We start from the raw sequence: 22,312 nt of genomic DNA on the forward strand, positions 1-22,312 counted from the left end.
GAGTCTGACCGCCCGCTCATGACGCGGGCGGACTACCAAGGCGTCGGGCACTTCGACGTGCTCACTGAGGGGGCTTGTTAAGGCTCATAGTGTGTCTGCAGGTCAGCTGGGACGCCGTCTTGAATGTCCGGTCCTGGCTGCGGATTCAACCGGTCGAGACCCAAAGCGTTGGGCTCGAAAACCGGGGCCGCGAACACAAGAAGCCTAAGATGCTACTTGGGCGTTTGCCCGTTTTGGAGCCTTCGCATGACATTGGACGAATACAACACAAGCGTCAGGAACATCCTTGCTGAGCAGCAAAACATTGCTCAGGAGACAGCAAAACTTGCCCTGTCAGGGATGGCCAATCCGGCCAACCCGCAGTTCGCGGAGTTGATGACAAAGCAGTGGTCCCTCGTTCAAGAGCTCGCAAAGCTCAACGCGGACCTGATGCTCGGAATCATCAGACCGAGTTTGTAAGGCGGCCGGTGGTCCGCCCTTATGTGGGCTAGACGGGTCTTCAGACCGCTGAACTGAAGGTCGGACGCCAGCGGCGGCACCTGGCCGCATTCTGCCTCTTGCGGAAGCGACTTCAGGCGCCGCCGGCAGAACCTTCCGCCAGCACCTGAGCGACGACCTGACCGACCCTTCTGGGCTGGGCGTCGCCCTCGGTATCGACGACTACGCAGCGTTGAAGGCCGAGGGGACCAAGCGATTCTTGACGCCTGAATGTCTCCAGCAGTTCTGCATGGGTTCGCAAGGCGTCAAGGTGGCCTGGATGGCGAGACCTCGCAGGAAACCGGGATGCCGCCACCGCCGCGGAGCATCGGCAATACACCTCCACGACTGTGGCAAGGGAGCTTAGCCACGCGACTGGTGTGCCGGAGTCGCTGGTTGAGCTGGGATGCCGCCACCAAGAGGTCACGACGGCGCCCTGTAGACGCATGGCCGCGTGCTGGAGTTTCGCGTCCGCTTGTCGGCTGAGCTGTCGGCGCGAAGCCTCCTCGTGGACGCCTGTCGTCGGGAAAAGGGCCTCGAGAAAGTCATCTTTGTCGAGCAAAGGCAGGCCCAGTTCCTGCGCCAAGCTCCGCGCGAGCATCGATTTGCCGCTGGCAGGAAGGCCACTAACGACAACGAAGCCTGGCATCAGTGCGTTTCTTCATTCATTTGAACGGCCTCAGCGAAGGTCGGCATTTGGCCGGCTGTAGCCTGTCGGCCTCGTGAAGCTTCGGGCCCGTCGCTGCCCTTCAAGGCCCAGCGAGTCTCAAGCAGCCTTGAGTACCGTGGCAGGCAGAAATGGGAGGATGTTGCTCATCGCCCGTGAAACGAACTGCTCCTTCTCGCCCACAGGTGCAACGTAGTGAAGCGCGCTCTCAGCGGCCTCGACACCTTCAAGCCGCGCAATAATCCATGCGGCCAGATAAGGCGATGCTAGGCAACCTCCCACCGTGGCGACGTTGTCACGTGCGAAGAATGGCTGATTGAGCACGTCCACACCGGCCTCCTGCACCCAGGGTTTGGTGGTCAGGTCGGTGCAGGCGGAAACGCCTTGGAGTAGACCAAGCTTGGCAAGGACAAGGGTGCCAGAGCACTGCGCAGCAAGCAGTTGCCGCGCCGGGTCCAGCTCCAGTTGCGACATCAGCGCTGGGTCGGCTACGACATCCCGTGTGAGGAGCCCGCTTCCAACGACGACCGCATCTGCGCTGACCGCGTCCTGCAGCGTGGCTTGAGCTTCCACAACGACACCGTTCATGGAGCGCACCTTGGCCGAAGGGCTGGCGATGGAAACGCGCCAGCCGGGCTTCTTGATGCGATTCAAGATGCCGAGGGCCACGAAAGAGTCGAGCTCGTTATAGCCCTCAAAGGTCAGGATGGCGATGTGCATGGGGCGTCCGCGGTGATTTGTCTGCACATGGTAGGCGAAGTTGTACGTCGGCTTTTGGCCCGCTGCCGTTGGTGCCAAATGCTGCCAGCGCACCCCATCCAAAGTGGACGAACGCCCCGTCGCCCTCAAGCCTGCACCAGAGGTCCTCGCGGAGGACTTTGGCCATGATCGCCCCGGCGTCTATCAGCGTGAGGGAGTCTCCTTCCGAATACGGAGGCTCCCCGTCCTTTCGATGCTCCAGCCCTCGGATTGACACCGAGGCAACGTCTGTTTCCCGAAGGAATGCGGTGGCGACGGCGATGTACGCCGCCTCAACCTCCTCGTAGGCCGTTTGAGTCAGCACGGTCCCATCGAAAGCGGCGCCGACATCGCTGACGGAGGTCCACTCGGTGTACCTTCCTCCGTCGCTGCGGATGGCTGGGTCGTATTTGGTAACTCGATACTCAAGCATCGTTGCGTTCTTCTCGAAGCTCATCTTCTATGGTCTTTGGGAGCGAGCAGCTCGCACTGGATCCCTCCGCGCAAGGTCCGTACATGGACGCCCCCGGTTTGCCCGGCTAGATGTGGGGCAGGACTGCGTATGCGCCACCGAAGGTCAGACGCGCCGCCTTGGGAAAACTTGGTCGACAACAGGGGCGTTCGCCGGTCTATGCTTCCCATCCATGTCCGTCCGCTCTGCCACCCCCGCTCTCGCTGCCGCTCTGCTCTTTGGCGCCAGCACGCCACTGGCCAAGCTTCTCGTGGGTGACATTCAGCCGCTCTTGCTCGCGGGCCTCCTGTACCTTGGTAGCGGGCTCGGACTCAGTGCCCTCTTGATGCTACGGCGGTTGAAGCAGCGGACGGGCGACCAGCCGGCCACTTCCTTGCGCATTCCGCGCAAGGAACTGCCATGGCTTTTCGGCGCCATCTTCTTCGGCGGGATGCTTGGGCCGGCGCTGCTGATGCTGGGACTGACGCAGGCCAGCGGAGCGTCGGCTTCGCTCCTCCTGAACGTCGAGGGTGTCCTAACCGCCGTCATCGCCTGGCTGGTGTTCAAGGAGAATGCCGACCGTCAAATCGTTCTGGGAATGGTCGCCATCGTCGCCGGCGGCGTGCTGCTGTCGTGGGAGCCGGGCGGTGCGACGTTTTCGCCAGGCGCATTGCTCATCGTCGGCGCCTGCCTGTGTTGGTCCGTCGACAACAACCTTACCCGGAAAGTCTCGACCAATGACGCCATGCTCGTCGCGTGCCTCAAGGGATTGCTGGCGGGTGCCGGCAACACCGCTTTGGCGTGGGTCAACGGCAATGCGCTGCCGACTCTGCCGGCGGTGGGCTTCAGCTTGCTGGTGGGATTCTTTGGCTACGGTCTCAGCCTGACGCTCTTCGTGGTTGGGCTTCGGACGCTTGGCACTGCAAGAACCGGCGCCTACTTCTCGGTCGCACCGCTCTTTGGTGTCGTCATTTCGCTGGTGCTATGGCCCGGGTTGCCGGGCCCCTTCTTCTGGGCCGCCGCTGCACTGATGGCCATTGGGGTATGGCTACACGTGCGGGAACGACACGAGCACGAACACACCCACCTTCCGCAGGTACACGCTCATAGTCACAGGCATGACGAGCACCACCAGCACGAGCACGCTTTCGGATGGGACGGGACAGAACCTCACACGCATCCGCACCAGCATGAGGTGCAGACCCATCGACATCCCCACTATCCCGACATCCATCACCGCCACGTGCATTCGCACCCGCACTGAAGGGCGATTTGGCCGTCATCGTTGCGTCCGACGGGCCTTGCGCGCCCCGTGCTGCCTGGATCGTCGTTTGCGAATTTGTTTGCTCGGATCAAGGACCGATATAGGCCGAATCTCACCTGTTGCGATGGGGCGTCGTCCCAAAGAACGTTATACGTTGTATAAACTTGGACGACGTTCATATTCGGATTCCACCTTGCCAGCCTCCAATCTTCCTGGCCGCCGCGAGCGGCGGCGCGCGCAGATACTCGACCAGATAGCGACGACCGCCATGCAGCTCTTCGAGGCGCACGGCTACGACGCGACCACCATGGAGCAGATCGCGCTGCAGGCCGATGTGGCGAAGGGCACCCTCTACAACCACTTCGAAGCCAAGGAGGCGGTCCTTGCGCACTGGGTGCACATGGAACTGGCGGCCGACACGGAGCGCCTGCGCGGCGTGATCGAGAGGCCTGGAGATTTCGAGTCGCGGCTTGGCCGTTTGCTCGAAGCGTCGGTCGAATGGTCGCAGCGCTACCGAGCCTACCTGCTTGCCTATTTCCGTTTTCGATTTCTCAACATCGAGAGCGAACTCGAGGGCTGCAAAGCCGAAGGGCGGCCGCGCGATCTGGCCGGGCTCTTCGCTCTTCTGATTGAACGCGCACAGCACGACGGCACGCTGCGCGCCGACGTGCCAGCCGAGCACCTGGCATCGCTTCTGCACCACTTGTACTTTGGTGCGCTGATGCGCTGGCTGACCCTGCCCGGATTGGTGCTGGCCGACGAGATCAGGGTGATCGTCCAGATCTTTGTCGACGGTGCCCGCGCCGCCGGCAAACCGCAGAGGAGCAAGCGCGCATGAGGATCGCAGTGGTCACCTACGGCACCGAGGGCGACGCACGTCCGCTCGCCGCGCTTTGCCGTGCACTCGATGATGCAGGCCATTCATCGGTGTTTCTGGCGGACGCGTCGACGCTCGGCACCGCTCGCAAGCTCGGCGTGCGCTCGCAGGCGCTCGACGGCGACATCCGCGGCGCGGTGGGAACGGGTGGGGCGATCGCCAACGTGGTGGCGAGCAACCGGCCAGGCGCGGCCGCCCAGGCCCTCGCCGACATCGCCAACGCCAGCGCCACGGCATGGCTGCGCCAGATCGTCGAGACGGCGCGCGGTTGCGATGCCATCGTGTGTTCCGGATTGGCCGCCTTTGTGGGGCTTTCGGCCGCCGAAGCGCTCCGGGTGCCGGTCATCGGCGCGGGGATGTTTCCGCTCACGCCAACCCGCTGCTTTGCATCGCCATTCCTGCCGCCTGCGCAGGTACCGCGCTTGCTGCGCCGCGTGAGCCATCACCTCGTCAATGCGATGCTGTGGCGCGCGTTCCGGGCGGCGGTGAACGCGGCGCGCGCCGAGGTGTGCGGCCTGCCGCCGCGTCGGCGGATGTGGACCACGCACTCGATGGTCTATGGTTTCTCGCCGAGCCTGGTGCCGAGGCCGCTCGACTGGCCCGCGAATACAACGGTCTGCGGTCAGTGGATTCCGCCTGCGCCCGACTGGCAGCCACCGCCCGCATTGAGCGCATTTCTGGCAGCAGGCGAGCCACCGCTCTACATCGGCTTCGGCAGCATGACCGGCTTCGACGCCGGTCGCCTGCGCCAGACGGTGATCGATGGCGTGGCGGGCCGGCGCGCGGTGCTCCAACCTGGCTGGAGCGAGATCGACGTGCAGGGGTTGCCGGCCAACTTCCATGTGCTGGGTGACGCGCCGCACGACTGGCTGTTTCCCCGCATGGCGCTGGTGGTGCATCACGGCGGATCGGGAACCACGCATTCGGCGGCGCGTTCGGGGGTGCCATCGGTGGTGGTGCCGTTCGCGGGCGACCAGTTCTTCTGGGCGCACCGGTTGGCGCAGGCTGGCGTGGCGCCAGATGCGGTGGCAGGCCATCGCCTCCGCGCGGACGATCTGGCGCGCGGGATCGCGTTTGCCGGGCGTTCGGCGGTTCGGACGACCGCGCAGGCGTTGGGCGAGCAGATGCGCGCGGAAGACGGCTTGACGCAGGGCGTGGAAGCGATCGACCGGATTCTGAGGGCCGGCGCCGCTTGACTGCGACGTCCGAGCGCTCCCGCTCTGCGCACAACCTGTCCGGTCCAGGACCGACATTGCAGGCCCACTGGCTTGCGCATCTCAGCGGCGGACTCTGGCTTCGAGCAGGTCACCCATGCCGATGCGCTTCGCGAACGCGATGCGCACGCGCTCGGACACCTCGAACACTTCGGTGGCGCCGTCGCCCACGAAGTCGATCAGCGCGCGCATCGGCCGCGTGCCGGCCGGCAGGCCCACGATGCGGACGATCTCGTCGGCCACGGCCTGCGGGTCGGCATCGTCGGGCGTCAGGGCCGAGAGGCGTTCGCCGATCTGGTCCATCACGCCGTCATAGCGGCTGTAGGCGGCGGCGGTCGTCGCATCAGCGGGTTTTCCCGCGCTCGGGAAGTGGTCGGTGCCCCGGGTGAACGCCCCCGGCACGACGATCGAGGTCTCGATCCCGAAGCGCGCGATCTCGTAGGCCAGCGTCACGGCCAGCGAATCCATCGCAGCCTTGGCCGCGCCGTAGGGGCCCATGAACGGCGGGAAGCCGCCCCTGGTGGTCGTGCTGCTGATCCACAGCATCAGCCCGGACTCCTGCCGGCGCAGGTAAGGCAGCACGGCGCGGTTCACGCGCTGGGCGCCGAGCACGTTGGTGTCGAACACTGTCGCGATCTCCTCGGGGGTGAAGGCCTCGCTCGGCCCGACCACGAGATGGCCCGCGTTCTGCATCACCACGTCGAGATGTCCCTGCTCGCGAACGATGGTCGCCGCGGCGGCATCGGCGGATGCCTGCGAGAGCACGTCGAGTTCGAGTGGGTGCAGCTCAAGCCCCCTGGCTTTGGCCAAGGTGCGCAGTTCGGTGGCGCGGCCGTTGTTGCGCCCCGCGATGTCGCGCATCGATGCATAGACGATGTGGCCCGCTTCGGCGAGGGACTGGGCGGTGAGCTTGCCGATGCCGGTGCCGGCGCCAGTGACGAGGATGACGGATTGCATGATGGAACTCCTGGAATGAATGTGAGAGGACGGGAAGGAAACTGGAAGGAAAGCGCCTGGCCTTAGCGCATGCGGCGCTGCAGCGCATGGGCCGCCCATGCCGCCGCAGATCCGAGCGCGGCCGCGCCGGCCAGCGTGGCGAACAGCGACAGCGAAGGCGGCTGGTGGACCGCAAAGAACGCGATCAGCCCGAGGAAGTAGCACAGCAGGTTGTTGATGCGCGGCACGCTGCGCATCGACACCACGATGAGCGCGACGACCAGCACCACCGCCGGCAGCGCCGCGGCGCCCACGACCGGTGCCAGTGCACCGATGGCCACGGCTGCGCCCTTGCCGATCAGCACGCCCAGACTCACGCAGACGAGGTTGAACACGCCGTCGCGCGCTGTGACACCACGGGTATAGAAGGCCACCCAGCCGACGAACATCGCCCAGACGGGCAGCTCGAGGACCATGGCCATCGCCGAAGCAGCGGCGGCGACCACGGCAGCGGCCGCCGTGAAAGACGAATAGGAGAGACTGAAGAAGCGCGGGGCGGCCGCGTCGGACGAAGGCTGTCGCATGGTGGTTGCTCCTTGGGAATCGCGTGGGAGCACTCAGGCCACGCCGCCGTTGGCGCGCAGGATCTGGCCGTTGACCCAGCCTGCATCCGGGCCGGCGAGGAACGAGACCACCGAGGCGATGTCCTCGGGCTGGCCCAGGCGCTGCAGCGGCGGCATCTTCGCGAACGCTTGGACCTGCTCTTCGGTCTTGCCGTCGAGGAACAGCGAGGTGGCGATCGGGCCGGGTGCCACGGCATTCACCGTGATGTTGCGGCCGCGCAGCTCCTTGGCAATCACGTGCGTGAAGGCCTCGACCGCCGCCTTGGTGGCGTTGTAGATCGCGTAGCCGGGCATGTTCAGCGCGAGCGTGGTGCTCGAGAAGTTGACGATGCGGCCGCCTTCATTGAGCCGGGTGGCCGCTTCGCGCAGCGTGTTGAAGGTGCCGCGCACGTTGACATCGAAGGTCTGGTCGTAGAGCGCATCGGTGTGCTCGGCCAGCGGCACGGTCTTGAGCACGCCGGCGTTGTTGACCAGCACGTCGATCCGGCCGAGTTGCGCCTCTACGGTGTCGAACATGCGGCGCACCTCCTCGGCATGGGCCACGTCGGCCTGGACCGCGATGGCCTTCGCGCCGGCGGCGTGCAATTCGGCGATCAGCGCCTCGGCCGGCCCGGCGCCCGAGGCGTAGTTGACGGCGACGGCAAAGCCGTCCCGGGCGAGGCGTTGCGCGACGGCAGCGCCGATGCCGCGCGATGCGCCGGTGACAAGAGCGACGCGGGTGTTGCGGGGGGTGTTCATGGTGCGGTTCCTTTCAGGGGTTGGTTGGTGAAACGAATGTTCTTTCATTCCAAGACAAAGATAATCTGGCTAATATCGTCAATACAATTCCATATACGTAAACAATAAGGCCAAGGACCAGCCCAATGGATCGCTTCCAGGAAATGCAGGCCTTCGTGCGCATCGCCGAGCGCCAGAGCTTCACCCAGGCCTCGGACGACCTGCGGATTCCACGTGCCACCGTCACCACCCTGATCAAGCGCATGGAAGCACGCATCGGCACGCGACTGCTGGAGCGGACCACCCGCACCGTGCGTCTCACGCAGGACGGCGAGGCCTACTACCGGCGCTGCGTGCGGCTGCTGGCGGACGTGGAAGAGGCCGAAGGTGCGTTCAGGAATGCGGCGCCCAAGGGCCAGCTGCGAGTGAATCTGCAGGGCACGCTGGCCCGGCACTTCGTGGTACCGGCGCTGCCCGGCTTTCTCGCGCGCTATCCGGAGCTGCAACTGCACATCGGCGAGGACGACCGGCTGGTCGATCTCGTGCGCGAAGGTGTCGACTGCGTGCTGCGCGCAGGCCAACTGCAGGACTCGTCGATGGTCGGGCGGCGCGTGGCGCTGCTGCCGCAAGTCACGGTCGCGAGTCCCGACTATCTGGCGCGGCATGGCGAGCCTGGCAGCCTGGAGGCATTGGCCTCGCACCGTGCGGTCAACTACATCTCCGGCGGCACAGGCAAGGTGGTGCCGCTCGAGTTCACCGTCGATGGCCGGGTGACGATCGTGGACCTGCCCGCCACTGTCTCGGTGACCGGCGCCGACATCTACACGGGGTCGTCCGTTGCCGGTCTCGGGCTGGTGCAGGTGCCGCGCTACCGCGTGGCGGGCGAACTGGCGGACGGTCGCCTGAAGGTGGTGCTGGCGGGCTTCGCGCCGCCGCCGATGCCGGTCTCGGTGCTCTACCCGCAGAACCGTCAGCTGTCGTCGCGCGTACGCGTTTTCGCGCAGTGGCTGCGGGACATCTTCGAGGCTGTGGACCCATCTGCGTCTTGACGCGCGAGGCCAGCGCACACCGATCAGCGTGGCGGTAGCTCTGACTGCATCCCACTACCAGTAACCGGTCACCTCCCGCGATGGTGAAGCACCCATGCACCGATGGCGAGCGCGGGGTCGAGAATGGCAAACACTGCGAAGATATGCGGAAAGACTCCCGCAATCACGAGGGGCACGAGCACTCCAGGAACGAGCACCAACCGGTCGAGTATGGACGCCGGGCCAAATTGTCGAGCGCCGGAACGACCGCCGAATACGTAAAGCCAGCCAATGACGCCTACCGTCATGCCAAGCACACGGAAGAGCGCACCCTCGTGTCCGACGAATGGCCCATCCATGAAAATTGTCTGCACCACGCCGGGCCAAACAATCAACAGGGCTCCGAAGGCAAGATAGATACAGCCATTCATCACCGCGTATTTCGACTCGGTGGAAAGGTTGGCAGGTTTCTCAAGAAGAACACTGAAAAAAGACATGTTCGTTGCCTCCTGTGATTGGCGCGGACGATTCGGCGAATGCCGCACGGCGGTCGTCCTATCGAACCGAAACGGTCACCGAGGACCGAGCCGTCTTGATGCTGGCGCCCTGATAGTCTCCCGTCCATTCCGGCCGAAGTGTTGAGAAGCTCAAGCCACGCCAGCCCGCCTGTACATCGACGTGATCAAACAGCCAGTTCGAATCGGCGGCAAGCTCTTGAGCTTGTCGCCCCAGACGATCTTGCTCCGCCTGCCGATAGCCTAGAAAGTAGGGATCAGCTTCACTCTCTGCGCACCTCCGGGACGGTATTCAGCGCTGGATAGCACGAGCCGAGTCGAAGCAGTATCGCCTGGGCGTTGCAGGCCTTCTGCGCTTTCATCGCTCCTGTTTGCTTGAATTCCACTGCCGCATCCCGCGTGGCGTCGTTCCCATCTTTCGTCGCATCAGCTCGGTCATGTGTGATTGACTGGAGAATCCGCAGGCAAGTGCAATGTCAGCGATAGGACGGCCATGTTCTGAACGAAGCGCGCGGGCCGCCGCGTCCAGCCGTCGACCTTGCACGTAAAGATGCGGCGTCACGCCGAACGTCGCCTTGAAAGCGCGTGCGAAGTGAAATGTGCTCAGCCCGATTTCCTCTGCCAGGCGCGTCAGGGAAAGATCCGAACCCAACTGTCCCTCAATCAGCTCGACAAGTCGACGCTGCTGCGCAAATCCGACGCGCTCGTAGAACGACAGTGCGAACGGCGTCGAGTTGACGGTCGTCGTCACTGAAGCGGAAGACCATCCATAGACCCCCTTGACATGTGACCAGAGCGCCATTGCAACACCCCTCCTCTGGAACGCCTGGCCAACGAAGAGATGGAAGAGATGTGTGCCATGGCGAACGGCAACAACGCCCGCCAACTGGCTTCCGACCATTGCTACGTAGTAGTCAAATTCCGCAGCGGCGATGTTGCGCTCGATGCCCGCAGGCTCGAGGGCCAGGAGAAAGGCGTCTGCGCCTGAGCCGTCGGTATGCAAGAGGAAATGGTGTGCGAGCGAAAGAATCAATGTACTGACGGCCGAGGCGTCGTCACTCGTCGCCCTCCGGATGTGCAGGGCTTGGTCAGTAGACGTGGTGTTCATCAGGGAAGGTCCGTGGATGGCCGACGGTAGCCGGTGGCGAGCCGCGTGCTGCGGCCCCGAAGCGGAAATCGCACCCAACGTCAGACCTTGAGCGCCCCTCTGAATCCACGGGCGGCGTAGTACGACTGCGCCCCGTTGTGATAGACGAAGACACTGTCGTAGCGCCGGTCGCAAAAGAGCGCTCCGCCGAGCCTTCTGACCTCAGGGGGTGTCGCCACCCAGCTGGAGGTCTTGATGTCGAACTCGCCGACCTCCTGAAGCCGGCGGTACTGCGCCTGCGTCAACAGCGAGATGCCCATCGCCTTGGCCATGTCGATGACGTTGCCCTCGGGCTTGTTCTCCTTGCGCGAACGCAGGGCCTCCGCGTCGTAGCAGAGGCTTCTGCGGCCCTGCGGACTTTCAGCGGCGCAATCGCAGAAAAGGAAGGCGCCGCCGTCATCCACCGCGCCGATGACATCGGGCTCCCCGCCGGTTCGCTCCATCTCGTGGAGCGACCTGAGCTTGTCGGGGCGGCCTTGCAGGCGACCCTGCACCGCGGCCCAGTCGACCGCTGGATGTCGATGCATGTTCTGGGCGAATCGCAGCTTCAGTACATCGACGAAGCCTTCGAGTTGTTCCACCTTCATGTCACGTTCCCCTGCTGAAGGCACTACTTCCGGTTCAAGGCCAGCCGCCTCTGCGCGGCCTGGAAGACGGGCCCTCGCGCGAGCTGCAGCGCCTGGCCGCGCTGCGCGCTATCCGGCGATACCGCGGAGGTCACGGCGACGACCAAGCCAAGCGGCGAGTGAACCCAGATGAGCTGGCCAGCGTAGCCGCTGGCGAAGTAAGTCGAGCCGGAAGCCGTCCACCAGAAAAGCCCGTAGGGCAAGCCAACGGGCGGCCCGCCGGAACTTTGAGGTTTGACCATTTGCGCCACGAACCCGACTGGAAGCACCGGCTGGCCCGCCCATCGGCCATCCTGCAGCATCAGATAGCCCAACTTTGCCATGTCCATGGTCCTCATCCACGCGATGCCACGAGGGTATGCAGGTTCCCGCATCGCAAGAGGCGCCACGAGCTGGTCGCGCACCAGGTCGGCGATGGGGCGCCCAGTGACTCGTTCAAGGATGGCCTGAACCATCGTGGGCCCGCTGTTGTCATAGGCGAACCGTTGGCCTGGTTCTGCTCGAATTGGCCTCGCCCAAGCTGCAGCTGGAGCGAGGGACGCGGCAGTTCCGGTGCTGTCGTTCACCTCGAACCCGGTTGTCATGGCGAGCAGGTGCCTGAGCGTGATGGCCTGCGCACGGGGGTCCGGATTGAGCGGTCGCCACTCGGGCATGAGGTCGACGACCGGCAGTTCCAGAGAGGCGAGTTGCTTTCTCTGCAAGGCAGTACCCACCAGGAGGGCCAAGCCGCTCTTGGTGACCGACTGGGTGTTTCGCAAGGCGTCCGGGTTGCCATCGCGGTAGTACTCGTACACCGTGCGGCCTTGGAGGACAACCACCACGCTCTGAACATCGCCCAGGTCCTTGGCGATACCTTTGTCGACGCTCTCGAAGGCGGCGACGTCGACGCGCTGCTCTTCGTGTGTCGACGTTCGCCAAGGAGGCATCCCCTCGGCAAATGAGGTGGTCGCAACCATCAAACAAAGCCAGACGATGACTTTCCGCAACTTAGCCCCCGTGTTGTTTGTGAGCGGCAGCCTATCGCCGGGCCCTTGGCTGCATTTTGCCCGCGCAGCGCAAGGCGACAAATGGCGACAGGGCGCGCACCGGAAACGCCAGTGCCAACCTCACAGATCCCCGCAGAAGACCTCTCGGTTCAGATCCGCAGGGCTCGTTCGGACGACCAGCGCATGGGGCGAACTGGTCAGCTGAGACAGCGTTGCGGGCGCCGTATTGGTCAGGCGAAAGGGCCCGCTGGCAGGGGACAGCGACGTAGGGTTGTTGATCTCGGTCACCAGAACGACCTTGTTCAATGCGTACTTTGGGTTTGGCGCAAGGTTTCCACATCGGCCTTCAAACACAGCCATATACAACTGCACAGGCGCAGTAGTCGCAACGCTGAGGCCTGAGACTTCGATCGTCACCACGGTGGCATCCGCCTGCGGGCGCAGGAATGCCTTGCCAACTTGACCCGCGTTCATCCTCGTTGCCGAAAGCTGTACTGTCTTCGTGCTCGCCTCGGCCGCACGGTTGCTTGTCGTGCATCCCCACATCAATTGAAGCCCTGCGATCGTCGTGACCATCAGAATGGATCTCAGCGCTTGACCTTGCATGCGGGCGTGCTTGTGCATCTGACGCCCTTCGATGTATCGCTCCATGGGCCACCTCGCTCAAAAACGGGTTTGGCTCAATATAGGCGAGGGGCCAACGTTTTCATAGCACACGTCGGCATCACAGTCGGAGAAGAACCAAACCTGTCGGTGCAGCGCCTCGTCGTGGACGCCTGTCGTCGGGCCTCAGGGCGGCGGTAGCGGGCGCGACCACAGCCAGGCCAGCACCGTGGCCATGCAGCCGATGGCCAGCGCGGCGAGCCACGGCTTGTGGGCCGTCAGCGACACGATCACGGCGCAGATCGCCATGGTGGCGGTGGCGCTCCATTTGGCGCTGCGGCTCACGCAGCGGCCGTTCTGCCAGTTGCGCAGCAGGGAACCGAACAGGCGGTGATCGAGCAGCCAGCCGTGCAGCCGCGGCGAGCTGCGCGCCGCCGCCCAGGCGGCCAGGAGGATGAACACCGTCGTCGGCATTCCGGGCAGGACCACGCCGATCAGCCCGAGGATCAGGCACAGCACGGCGAAGGCGTACAGCAGGCCGCGCACGAGTGGCGAAGACCGTTCGGGGCCGGGGTTCAACGTCGCCACCTCGGCGCGATCGCGCCATCGGCGGCCCGCTTCAGGCTGTCTTGCAATGCGCGCCACTGGAGAGTCATAGGGGGCTATTCTGGCCGCTTGGCGGCCGGGCGGCGGCAGCAGCACAAAGCGCATCTGAAAACTCGCATTCCTTCGTTGGCCCGCGCGCGCAGCGTCCTCAGAATCGGCTGCATCGATTTCCTTCCGATGCAGCCACCATGTCCCTTCGAACTCCCGACTCCCCGGCGCTGCCTGCCCAGGCGGCGTTGCGCATCGTCGCGCTGACGGCATCGGCCTGGCGCGTGGCGCCGGCGTCGCCGCGCGAGGTCGCTCGCCGCGCGCCGTACGGCTACGTGCCGAGGCGAGTCATCCGCCGGCTTCGAGCCGTCGCGGCCTCGGGTCAGGCGAGGCCGGGCGTGTTCGCGCACTCATGGTGAGAGAAAGAAGTCCTCGCCTCATTCATTCAGGGGATGTGCGAGGGCCGCGAAAGATCTAAGGTGCTGTCGTGAAACCGTCATCGGCACGGCAGTGAAAGCTACCCCATGAGCGATCCGGTCGATTCCGTCATTCGTCCGGCGGGCGCGGGTTGCGTACGTTTCTGGTGCGCTCGGGCGGTTGTTCGGGGGAGATGCCCATCGAGGCCACAGGCTCGGCGGCGCCAAGGTCGCGCCGCCTCCGTGCGCGCCGAGGATGGGCTTGCTCCCGTCGAACGCGACATCCACAATCCCATAGTGGAAAAACTGTGGACTCTGGACCGGTTCCAAGTCGACCTCGAGCGTGTCGTGCGCGCCATCTTGGTCGTCGATGTCGTCGAATCGGTCCGGTTGATCCAGGAAGACGAGGGGGGCGCGATCCAGCGCTGGCGAACGTATGCGGCGGAAGCCGCCGATCGGATCGCGCCGGCTTTCGGAGGGCGTCTGGTCAAGAGTCTGGGCGACGGCCTGATGATCGAGTTTCCCTCCGCGCCCAGCGCCGTCCAGGCGGCGTTGGCGCTTCAACAGCTCAGCCTGGCTTCGAATGCCGGCCTTGCGGACAATCGCAAGATGAGGGTGCGCATCGGCGTGCACGTCAGTCCGCTGATCGCCGATGCACGCGACATCTACGGGCACGGCGTCAACCTGACCGCCCGCCTTGCGACACTGGCCGGTCCGGACGAGATCGTGGTGTCGGCCGAGGTGCGCGACCAGTTGGTTCCAGGGGTCGATGCGGACGTCGAAGACCTTGGGGAGTGCTATCTCAAACATGTGACACACCCCGTTCGCGCCTTTCGGGTCGGTGCCCCGGGCGAGCATCTGATCGAGCTCGATGCGCCGGAGGGTGATCTGAAGGCCACGGTGGCCGTGATTCCGTTCGTCGTGCGCGGCGCGACGGCGGGACAGTCGGTTCTCGGGCAGGCGTTGGCGGACGACGTGATCACGGCGTTGTCCCGCTCGCAGGAGATCAATGTGGTGTCGCGGCTGTCGACGATCTCGCTGGGGGGGCGCAAGATGAAGCTGGAGACCCTGGCGCACCACCTGAATGCCGACTACCTGGTCTCGGGCACAGTGTCTATCAGCGGCGATCTGCTGAGACTCAGAACGGAACTGGCCGAGGTGAAATCGCGGAAAGTCGTCTGGTCGAAGACGTTGAGAGGCGCGGTCAAGGGCGTCATCGCCGGCAAGGACGAGCTCGCCGACCGGTTGGTGAGCGAGATCTGCGGCGCATTGATGACGCATGAACTGCGGCGTGCTGCCGGCAACGCCTTGGCGACGCTTGAGAGCCGCACGCTGCTTCTGGCCAGTATCACCCTCATGCATCGGATCTCGCCCTGGGCGGCTCTGCGGGCGAATCTGATGCTCGAGGCGCTGATCGAGCGGTCGCCGCGCCTGGCGCCTCCGTACGCCTGGCTGGCCAAGTCGTACGTGCTGCGGGTGACCCAGGGGTGGTCCGACGATGTGCATGCGGACGGAAGGCGTGCCTTGGAGAACACACGTCGCGCGCTGGATCGGGATCCGACGCTCTCGCTGGCGATGACCGTGGAGGGTCAGGTCAACACTTACATCCTGAAGAACCTCGATGTGGCGCACGATCGCTACGAGGCGGCGTTGCGCGAGAACCCCAACGACTCCCTCGCCTGGCTGCTCAAGGGCACGCTGCATGCGTTCCGCGACGAGGGCAAGGAAGCCGTGCGCCACACCCGACAGGCGCTGAGGCTGTCGCCTCTCGATCCGCTGAAGTACTACTTCGACTCACTGGCTGCGACGGCCGCCTTGGCGGCCGGCCAGTATCCGAGGGCCGTGAGCCTTGCGGAAGCATCGCTGCGTCTGAACCGGGCACATACGTCGACCCTGCGCGCGCTGATTACCGCGCTGTGGGAGCTGGGTCGCGAAGAAGAAGCACGGCAGAGGGCTCGCGATCTGCTGAACATCGATCCGGATTTCAAGGTTTCCCATTTCTTGGAGCGGTCTCCGGCAGCGCCGTTCCAGCTGGGCCGGGTCGTCGCCCGCGCCTTGCACAGCGCCGGAATTCCACAATAAGGAGAATTCGAAATGAGCTATCTCGAAGGCGTGGAAGGGGTCGAGGGCGTCGAAGGCGTCGAGGGAGTGGAAGGAGTGGAAGGAGTCGAGGGCGTCGGCGCTTCTGCCCGATCGCCGGTCTCGTCGTTGATCGCGCACCGCGAGGGCATCGTCGGGTATTGGCTCACGCCGGCCAATCCGCCTGGGACCGCATGGAACAGCGCGCCACTCGATCCTGGCGCCTCCGGGTCCATGCGGGGCCCCCTTGAGCGATGGGATCCACGCATCCGGCGCTTCCTGTTCGAGTTCGAGTTGCTTTCGTCGCTCTACTTTGTATTCGAGGCGCCGAAAGTCGGCACGGTTGCGCAGCCACAAGCCACGCTGTACAGCATGCATCAAACCAACGGCGCTGTATCGAGCACCAGCGCGCCCACGGGCAACTGGACGCCATTCGTGACGATGATCCGACCTGACGAACCCACGCTGCTCCAACAACTCGACTTCCTCAACGGATACTCGGACCTGCGGGCCGACCGCGCGCGCGAGATCGTCGCCCAGATGTCGCCCCAGTACGCTTTCTGGAGCTCTGTCGTTCCGATCTACCCGGATCGGCACCGGTACACGTTGGAACTCATCGGGATGGTGCTGCGGCTCGCTAAGTACGCCGAAATGCAATTCAAGAACGCGCTGTGTGTGCGTCGCCCCGACGAATATTCGCCCCAGATACAGCCGATCCTCCAGACGCCGCCCCACGGGTCACTGCCGAGCGGCCATTCCACGGAGGCGCATGCCGTTGCACGTGTGCTGTCCAGGCTAATCTTGAATGCGGCCGGTTCGACGGTCGCAAGTCTTCTGCTGCTGCATCAGCAACTGATGCGGCAGGCTGCCCGCATCGCCATCAATCGAACCGTGGCAGGCCTGCACTATCCGGTTGATAGCATGGCCGGCCAGGCGCTGGGTCTGGCGGTCGGCGACTACTTCGTCGCGCGGGCGACGGGTGGAGGCCAGGTGGATTCCTGGAAGTTCGACGGCACCGCCTACCCGGGCAACCGGGATTTCACGGGCGGGGAAATCTACGACGTGAACACGGATGACCGCACCATTCCGGCAGAGGGCTACCTGGCGAAGGGCGCTCAATGCACCGTCGACGCGGCGCCGGAACTGAAATGGCTCTGGGATCTGGCAGTTCTCGAGTGGGCTTGACGCGAGGCGATCATGGATCCACAAAAACGCTCCGATGGCGCCGCGTCTCCGGCGCCGGCGCACCCCTATCTGGACTGGGCGATTGCCACGAACTTCGCTTTCCTGCGGCCCGGGGACTGGATACCGCTCCTCGTGGAAGTCAACCCGTTGGTCACGCGGAGTCGATTCGTCGGCCTCGAATGGCTTCTCGACGCGCATCGGGATGACGTCCGCATCGCCAGGCTGTTCACCGAGTCGCTGCCAACGGAACTGGAGTTGGCGGGACTCAATCACTATGTGATCCTGATCCGGCGCACAGGGGCTGCCCGGCTCGCGTCCGACGAGGGTTGGAAGCAGACGATCCGCATGGCCGAAATGGGCCCGCCCATCCCCCCAGGCGTTCCGGTCGACGGTCCCTCGCCCGGTGCGCCCGCGAGCACCACGCCCGACCCGACGCTTGCCGGTGAACGCGTTCTCATCGCAGTGATCGACGAAGGCGTCGCCTTCGCTCATCCGCGCTTCCGCACCGCTGTCGGGATGGGGTCTTCGACGCGAATCAGGTACGTGTGGCAGCAGGATGTCGCGGCGCCCTCCGACGAACTCACGGGGGGGGACATTGACTTGGCCGTCAGCGGCGCGAACAAGCTCGATGGGGGCGACGAAGGCGTCTATCGCGCCATCGGCGACCTGAAGATGGATGTCGACGGGTACAAGCCGTTGGCACACCGTCGCTCGCACGGTACGAACGTGCTGGACCTCGCGGCCGGGTTCGAACCGACGAATCCCGCTGGAACGAAAAGACCGATCATCGTCGTCGGCATGCCTGAAGAGGCTGTGGGAGACCCTGCATCGTCGACGTTGGTGCCTCATGCTTACTGGGGCCTGCTATACATCTTCTGGCGCGCCCTTTTGATGCGCAAGGATGGCGAGGAACTGCCGATTGTTGTCAACATCAGCTATGGACCGCACGAGGGGCCACATGACGGCAGCACGATGTTCGAGCGGTTCATGGACAGTCTCGTTCAGCTCACGCCCAGTTTGGGAATTCCGATGCAGATCGTCCTGGCCGCCGGCAACTATCGCCAGGCGCGCGCTCACGCGAGTTTCAGGGTACCGCCAGCGCAGGCACGGAGGCTTGAGTGGCGTTTGCAGCCGTGCACCCTGACGCCAAGCAACATGGAAATCTGGTTGCCATCGATTGCGGGCGCCGCTGTCGAGGTCACGCTGACTGTGCCGGACGGGCGTCAATTCAAGGTTTCTCCCACGGCGTTGTCGGATGGCGATGGAACGATCCTGGCGCGGTACACCTATTTCCCACAGCGCACCCTCATCACGCTGTTTGCTTCGCCGACTGCCGTTGATCCCTGGGTTGTCCCGCCCTATCTGACAGTTCCTTCCGGGCGGTGGTCAGTCACAATTAAGAACATCTCGCAGATGCCGCTGGACATCGAAGCATGGATCAAGCGCAGCGACACGCCCGGTGCCCGCCGGGCAAAGGGGCGGCAATCCTATTTCGATGACCCGCGCTACAGGCGATTCGACGACAACGGTCGGCCAACCGAATTCGATGACCCCGCCACGACAAGTTACGTCAAGCGCCAGGGCACGCTGAGCGGCATCGCGACCGGAACCCGCACTTTCGTAATCGGCGCCTATCAGCGGGAGGCCACCCCGTGCACCTGGATGCCTGCGATCTACTCGTCGGAGGCTTCTGTCACCATGAGAGCACCCGACTGGCTAGCGCCTGGCGACGATTCGACAGCCTGCCCAGGGACGTTGAGCGCCGGATCGCGCAGTGGCTCCCGCATCGCAATGCGCGGAACCAGTGCGGCCGCGCCACAAGCTGCGCGCTACTACGCGGATCAGGCAGGCAAGCCGCCGCCAATTCCTCCACCCGGTGCTCTTGAGCCCGTGTCGAATCGTGTGCCGACGGCCGACAAGGCATGGGTCGCTGGCGCCGGGTTGATGGACTTGCAGCCTCCGCTCGATCGCAACTGGGGCAACAACCGGCCCTGACGAAGCGATTTTTCCAGGACTCAGTCTACGAAGCGATCTCGCTCATGAGGACCTTGTTCAAGCTGATTGCGATGGGCGCCGCGCTGGCCGTGAGTTGCGCCGCCCATGCGCAAGTTTTGCGCTGGGCCAGTCAAGGCGATCTGCAGACCCTCGATCCGCACTCCCAGAACGAACTGTTTACCAACTCGATCAATGGGCAGGTCTACGAGACGCTCGTCGCCCGCGACAAGAACCTGAAGATCGTCCCCGCATTGGCGACCGGTTGGCAGCAAATCAGTCCGACGCTATGGCGTATGGCCTTGCGCCCCGACGTGAGATTTCATGGCGGCCAGACCTTCTCGGCCGACGATGTCGTGTTCTCTGTCGAGCGCGCGAGGGACAAGGCATCGGGCATCCGCGTGTATGCCGCAGCGCTGGGCGAGGTGCGCAAGATCGACCCCCTGACCGTGGAGTTTTCGCTGCCTCAGTTCAATCCGATCTTCCTCGAGCATGCCGCCCTGGTACAGATCATGAGCAAGGCGTGGTGCGAGGAACACGTTGCCACCAGAACTCAGGACTTCAAGAGCGGCGAGACGAAATACACCACGCTGAACGCCAACGGGACCGGCCCCTACATCGTCGTTTCGCGGCAACCGGACGTGAAGACCACCTTCAAGCGAAACCCGAGCTGGTGGGGAAAGTTCGAAGGCAATGTGCAGGAGGTGATCTATACGCCGGTGAAGAGCGATCCGACGCGAACGGCCGCGCTGCTCTCGGGCGAGATGGACCTGCTGCTCGATCCGCCGCCGCAGGACACCGAACGGCTTCGCACCGCCAGCGGCGTGAAGGTCGTGGACGGGGTCGAGAACCGCGTCATCTTCATCGGCATGGACCAGGGGCGAGACGAGCTTCGCTACAGCTCCGTCAAGGGCCGCAACCCCTTCAAGGACGTGCGCGTGCGCAGGGCGCTCTATCACGCGGTGGACATCGAGACCTTGCGCACCGCCATCATGCGTGGCCAGGCACGGCCCACGGGCGCGATGTCGCCGTCGCCGCTGGGTATCTACAACGACCCGGAGCTGGAACGGCGTCTGCCCTTCGATTTGACGCGAGCGCGTGCCTTGATGGAGGAGGCTGGCTACCCCAAGGGCTTCGAGGTCACGCTGGATTGCCCGAACAATCGCTACATCAACGACGAACGGATCTGCATCGCGTTGTCAGGCATGTGGGCACAGATCGGAGTCAAGGTCAAGGTCGTCGCGCAGCCGAGGGTGCAGTACTTTGCCAAGGCCGAGAAACTGGACGTGTCGATGTACATGCTGGGCTGGGGTGGCGCGATCTCCGATGCCGAGGTCACGTTGACGCCCCTGCTGCGCTCACGCGGCGAGAACGGCGTCGGTTACTACAACTGGGGAGACTACAGGAATCCGAGACTCGACGAACTGGCGGCCGCATCGTCGGCCGAGCCGGATCCCCTCAAGCGCGAGCAGTTGATCAAGGAAGCCTTTCGCGAGCACAACGAACAGGTGCACCACATCCCTTTGCATCGTCAGGTGATTCCCTGGGCCATGCGCAGCAACGTCGAGGCCGTCCACCGGGCGGACAACTGGCTCGAATGGCGGTGGATCAGCATCCGTTGAGAAGTCGCAACCTGGCCGGCCCACTTGGCACCAGGATGTGCGGTAATCTGCGGGAGCATCGATGGGGAACAAGTGATGTCAAGCGATTGGAAGCGCCGCGCCAGGCTGTTCGTCCAGCGCCTCTGGCAGCCGACCAGCGCGTGCATGACCTGCATGCCGGGGAGCTGGGGCAATCTCCTGAGCCTTGCCCACTGGACGGTGGCACTGCAGACAGGCCTGGCCACTGGCATCCTTGCCGTGCTCCTGACCTTCACCCCGGCGGCCAGGCTCTTCTCGAACCGTTTCGGCAATGCCCTCGTCGTCGGCGTCTTGACGATGCTGGGCGACGCCTACTCGCACGCGAATCACTATGACATCCCCTTTGCCGAGGCCATCGTGACGGGGGTGGTGTCGGGCCTGCTGACGCTGGCCGGCTCCTACCTCTTCGAAGACCGCGCCCGCCGCATCCGGGCGGCATGGGCGAGGGTGTTCGGATAGCCCACGCCGGCGGTCGGCCCGCAGGCAGCCGCCATCCGGCCGCCTCGCGGAACTGCTCTGTCAGTCGGCCTTGATGTGCTTCTCGCGTATCACCTTGGTCCAACGTGCCGAGTCGCTCTTCACGATCTCCGCAAAGGCGTCGGGCGTCGTTCCGGTGAGGTTGATGCCGTATTCCGCCATGCGCTTCTTCAATTCAGGATCGGCCAGCACCTTGTTCAGGTCGACCGAAAACTTGTCGGTGACCTCGCGGGGCGTCTTGGCGGGCAGCAGCATGCCGTACCAGCCGATGCTCTCCAGTCCCAGGTTGCGGAAACCGCTCTCGACGAAAGTCGGCGTATCGGGCAGTTGCTGCGTGCGCACCGGGCCGGTGACCGCCACCGGGAGCAGTTTTCCACTGTTGGCGAACGGCCTGGCGCCCGGGACCGACACGATGACCGCCGACACCTGGCCGCTCAACAGGTCGTTGATGGCGGGCATTTCCCCCTTGTAGGGGACGTGCAGGAGGTCCACATTGGCCGCATCCTTGAGGATTTCCATGTAGAGATGGCCGGCCGACCCCGTGCCGAAGGAGCCGTACGAATAGTGTCCCGGCTTGGCGCGCGCCAGGGCGAGGAATTCGTTCAGGGTCTTGGCGGGTACCGACGGACTCACGGCGAGGGTCACGGGCATCGTGGCCACTTGCGACACCGGGCTCAGGTCCTTGATGGGATCGTAGGAGGCCTTGCCGTACAACGCCGGCGCCTGCACCAGCGCAGTGACGGTCAGCAGCGCCGTGTAGCCGTCCGGTTCGGCCCGGGTCACCGCCTCGGCCGCCACGATGCCCGACGCGCCCGTCTTGTTCTCGACGATCACCGGTTGTTGCCAGAGCTTGCCGAGCCGCTCGGCGATCAGTCGGGCCATCACGTCCGAGGCCCCGCCGGCCGCGAAGGGAAGCACGATCTTGACCGGCTTCTGGGGAAAGCTGCCTGGCTGCGCCGGCGCCGTGCAGGCCCACAGGCCAAGGGCACCGGCGGCCAGAACCCGGGCGAACCGGCGGCATGCGTTGCGAAGTTTCATGGGAGTCTCCTTAGTTATGAAT

General features: G+C 64.5%; 24 protein-coding genes. 11 read left to right on the forward strand and 13 right to left on the reverse strand.

Annotated features, from left to right (window positions below; all coding sequences use genetic code 11):
• The first annotated feature begins 246 nt into the window (after window positions 1–246).
• Window positions 247–459 carry a hypothetical protein gene (locus AC1DYK_RS20505; protein WP_477650517.1) on the forward strand — a complete coding sequence of 71 codons (213 nt, stop codon included), beginning with the start codon at window positions 247–249 and terminating at the stop codon, window positions 457–459.
• Between the two features lie 112 nt (window positions 460–571).
• Here AC1DYK_RS20505 and AC1DYK_RS20510 read toward each other — a convergent pair whose 3' ends face one another.
• The 3 genes from AC1DYK_RS20510 to AC1DYK_RS20520 all read right to left on the reverse strand — a co-directional run bounded on the left by AC1DYK_RS20510 (window position 572) and on the right by AC1DYK_RS20520 (window position 2,339).
• Window positions 572–1,126, reverse strand: coding sequence for a P-loop nucleotide/nucleoside kinase family protein (locus AC1DYK_RS20510; protein WP_478167977.1), 555 nt, complete (start codon window positions 1,124–1,126; stop codon window positions 572–574).
• A 117-nt stretch (window positions 1,127–1,243) separates the two neighbouring features.
• Window positions 1,244–1,864: a DJ-1/PfpI family protein gene (locus AC1DYK_RS20515; protein ID WP_478167978.1), complete on the reverse strand. Its 621-nt coding sequence runs from the start codon at window positions 1,862–1,864 to the stop codon at window positions 1,244–1,246.
• Window positions 1,839–2,339 (reverse strand): hypothetical protein, encoded by a 501-nt coding sequence (locus tag AC1DYK_RS20520; RefSeq protein ID WP_478167979.1) that lies wholly within the window; start codon window positions 2,337–2,339, stop codon window positions 1,839–1,841. Before AC1DYK_RS20520 ends, AC1DYK_RS20515 begins: the two co-directional genes overlap by 26 nt.
• A 187-nt stretch (window positions 2,340–2,526) precedes the next feature.
• Here AC1DYK_RS20520 and AC1DYK_RS20525 point away from each other — a divergent pair, with 187 nt between their 5' ends.
• The 3 genes from AC1DYK_RS20525 (at window position 2,527) to AC1DYK_RS20535 (ending at window position 5,670) form a co-directional block, all read left to right on the forward strand.
• Entirely contained in the window at window positions 2,527–3,597 is a 1,071-nt protein-coding gene (locus AC1DYK_RS20525; protein WP_478167980.1) for a DMT family transporter, read from the forward strand.
• A 193-nt stretch (window positions 3,598–3,790) separates the two neighbouring features.
• A complete protein-coding gene (locus tag AC1DYK_RS20530; RefSeq protein ID WP_478167981.1) occupies window positions 3,791–4,435 on the forward strand; it encodes a TetR/AcrR family transcriptional regulator in 645 nt (214 codons plus the stop codon).
• A complete protein-coding gene (locus AC1DYK_RS20535) occupies window positions 4,432–5,670 on the forward strand; it encodes a glycosyltransferase (RefSeq protein WP_478167982.1) in 1,239 nt (412 codons plus the stop codon). Before AC1DYK_RS20530 ends, AC1DYK_RS20535 begins: the two co-directional genes overlap by 4 nt.
• An 81-nt stretch (window positions 5,671–5,751) precedes the next feature.
• Here the strand turns inward: AC1DYK_RS20535 and AC1DYK_RS20540 are convergent, their stop codons facing one another.
• From AC1DYK_RS20540 to AC1DYK_RS20550, 3 genes are all read right to left on the reverse strand, one after another.
• Window positions 5,752–6,645: an SDR family oxidoreductase gene (locus tag AC1DYK_RS20540; protein ID WP_478167983.1), complete on the reverse strand. Its 894-nt coding sequence runs from the start codon at window positions 6,643–6,645 to the stop codon at window positions 5,752–5,754.
• 62 nt (window positions 6,646–6,707) lie between these two features.
• Window positions 6,708–7,208 carry a DUF1097 domain-containing protein gene (locus AC1DYK_RS20545; RefSeq protein ID WP_478167984.1) on the reverse strand — a complete coding sequence of 167 codons (501 nt, stop codon included), beginning with the start codon at window positions 7,206–7,208 and terminating at the stop codon, window positions 6,708–6,710.
• A 33-nt stretch (window positions 7,209–7,241) separates the two neighbouring features.
• Window positions 7,242–7,985, reverse strand: coding sequence for an SDR family oxidoreductase (locus AC1DYK_RS20550; protein ID WP_478167985.1), 744 nt, complete (start codon window positions 7,983–7,985; stop codon window positions 7,242–7,244).
• Between the two features lie 125 nt (window positions 7,986–8,110).
• Here AC1DYK_RS20550 and AC1DYK_RS20555 point away from each other — a divergent pair, with 125 nt between their 5' ends.
• Window positions 8,111–9,013 carry a LysR family transcriptional regulator gene (locus AC1DYK_RS20555; protein WP_478167986.1) on the forward strand — a complete coding sequence of 301 codons (903 nt, stop codon included), beginning with the start codon at window positions 8,111–8,113 and terminating at the stop codon, window positions 9,011–9,013.
• Between the two features lie 68 nt (window positions 9,014–9,081).
• Here AC1DYK_RS20555 and AC1DYK_RS20560 read toward each other — a convergent pair whose 3' ends face one another.
• The 6 genes from AC1DYK_RS20560 to AC1DYK_RS20585 form a co-directional block, all read right to left on the reverse strand.
• Window positions 9,082–9,489 (reverse strand): hypothetical protein, encoded by a 408-nt coding sequence (locus tag AC1DYK_RS20560; RefSeq protein WP_478167987.1) that lies wholly within the window; start codon window positions 9,487–9,489, stop codon window positions 9,082–9,084.
• Between the two features lie 376 nt (window positions 9,490–9,865).
• On the reverse strand, window positions 9,866–10,615 hold the full coding sequence (locus AC1DYK_RS20565) for a helix-turn-helix domain-containing protein (RefSeq protein ID WP_478167988.1): 750 nt from the start codon (window positions 10,613–10,615) through the stop codon (window positions 9,866–9,868).
• An 80-nt stretch (window positions 10,616–10,695) separates the two neighbouring features.
• The gene (locus AC1DYK_RS20570; RefSeq protein ID WP_478167989.1) at window positions 10,696–11,241 is read right to left on the reverse strand and encodes a DUF4256 domain-containing protein; all 546 of its coding nucleotides are present in this window, start codon (window positions 11,239–11,241) and stop codon (window positions 10,696–10,698) included.
• 23 nt (window positions 11,242–11,264) lie between these two features.
• Complete coding sequence (locus AC1DYK_RS20575; RefSeq protein WP_478167990.1) at window positions 11,265–12,266, reverse strand: serine hydrolase domain-containing protein; 1,002 nt, start codon at window positions 12,264–12,266, stop codon at window positions 11,265–11,267.
• Window positions 12,267–12,386: 120 nt separating this feature from the next.
• Window positions 12,387–12,917 carry a hypothetical protein gene (locus AC1DYK_RS20580; RefSeq protein ID WP_478167991.1) on the reverse strand — a complete coding sequence of 177 codons (531 nt, stop codon included), beginning with the start codon at window positions 12,915–12,917 and terminating at the stop codon, window positions 12,387–12,389.
• A 138-nt stretch (window positions 12,918–13,055) separates the two neighbouring features.
• Window positions 13,056–13,448 carry a YbaN family protein gene (locus tag AC1DYK_RS20585; RefSeq protein ID WP_478168041.1) on the reverse strand — a complete coding sequence of 131 codons (393 nt, stop codon included), beginning with the start codon at window positions 13,446–13,448 and terminating at the stop codon, window positions 13,056–13,058.
• A 215-nt stretch (window positions 13,449–13,663) separates the two neighbouring features.
• On the opposite strand from AC1DYK_RS20585, the gene AC1DYK_RS20590 reads away from it, so the two are divergent.
• The 6 genes from AC1DYK_RS20590 to AC1DYK_RS20615 all read left to right on the forward strand — a co-directional run bounded on the left by AC1DYK_RS20590 (window position 13,664) and on the right by AC1DYK_RS20615 (window position 21,234).
• A complete protein-coding gene (locus AC1DYK_RS20590; protein WP_478167992.1) occupies window positions 13,664–13,882 on the forward strand; it encodes a hypothetical protein in 219 nt (72 codons plus the stop codon).
• A gap of 240 nt (window positions 13,883–14,122) precedes the next feature.
• Window positions 14,123–15,961 carry an adenylate/guanylate cyclase domain-containing protein gene (locus AC1DYK_RS20595; RefSeq protein ID WP_478167993.1) on the forward strand — a complete coding sequence of 613 codons (1,839 nt, stop codon included), beginning with the start codon at window positions 14,123–14,125 and terminating at the stop codon, window positions 15,959–15,961.
• A gap of 12 nt (window positions 15,962–15,973) precedes the next feature.
• The gene (locus AC1DYK_RS20600; RefSeq protein ID WP_478167994.1) at window positions 15,974–17,143 is read left to right on the forward strand and encodes a phosphatase PAP2 family protein; all 1,170 of its coding nucleotides are present in this window, start codon (window positions 15,974–15,976) and stop codon (window positions 17,141–17,143) included.
• 12 nt (window positions 17,144–17,155) lie between these two features.
• The gene (locus AC1DYK_RS20605; protein ID WP_478167995.1) at window positions 17,156–19,138 is read left to right on the forward strand and encodes a S8/S53 family peptidase; all 1,983 of its coding nucleotides are present in this window, start codon (window positions 17,156–17,158) and stop codon (window positions 19,136–19,138) included.
• A 44-nt stretch (window positions 19,139–19,182) separates the two neighbouring features.
• Complete coding sequence (locus AC1DYK_RS20610) at window positions 19,183–20,757, forward strand: ABC transporter substrate-binding protein (protein WP_478167996.1); 1,575 nt, start codon at window positions 19,183–19,185, stop codon at window positions 20,755–20,757.
• Between the two features lie 75 nt (window positions 20,758–20,832).
• Complete coding sequence (locus AC1DYK_RS20615; RefSeq protein WP_478167997.1) at window positions 20,833–21,234, forward strand: hypothetical protein; 402 nt, start codon at window positions 20,833–20,835, stop codon at window positions 21,232–21,234.
• Between the two features lie 60 nt (window positions 21,235–21,294).
• On the opposite strand, the gene AC1DYK_RS20620 is transcribed toward AC1DYK_RS20615, so the two are convergent.
• The gene (locus AC1DYK_RS20620) at window positions 21,295–22,290 is read right to left on the reverse strand and encodes a Bug family tripartite tricarboxylate transporter substrate binding protein (RefSeq protein WP_478167998.1); all 996 of its coding nucleotides are present in this window, start codon (window positions 22,288–22,290) and stop codon (window positions 21,295–21,297) included.
• Between the last annotated feature and the right edge of the window lie 22 nt (window positions 22,291–22,312).

The sequence above is a fragment of the Variovorax sp. P2_H12 genome (assembly GCF_056403395.1).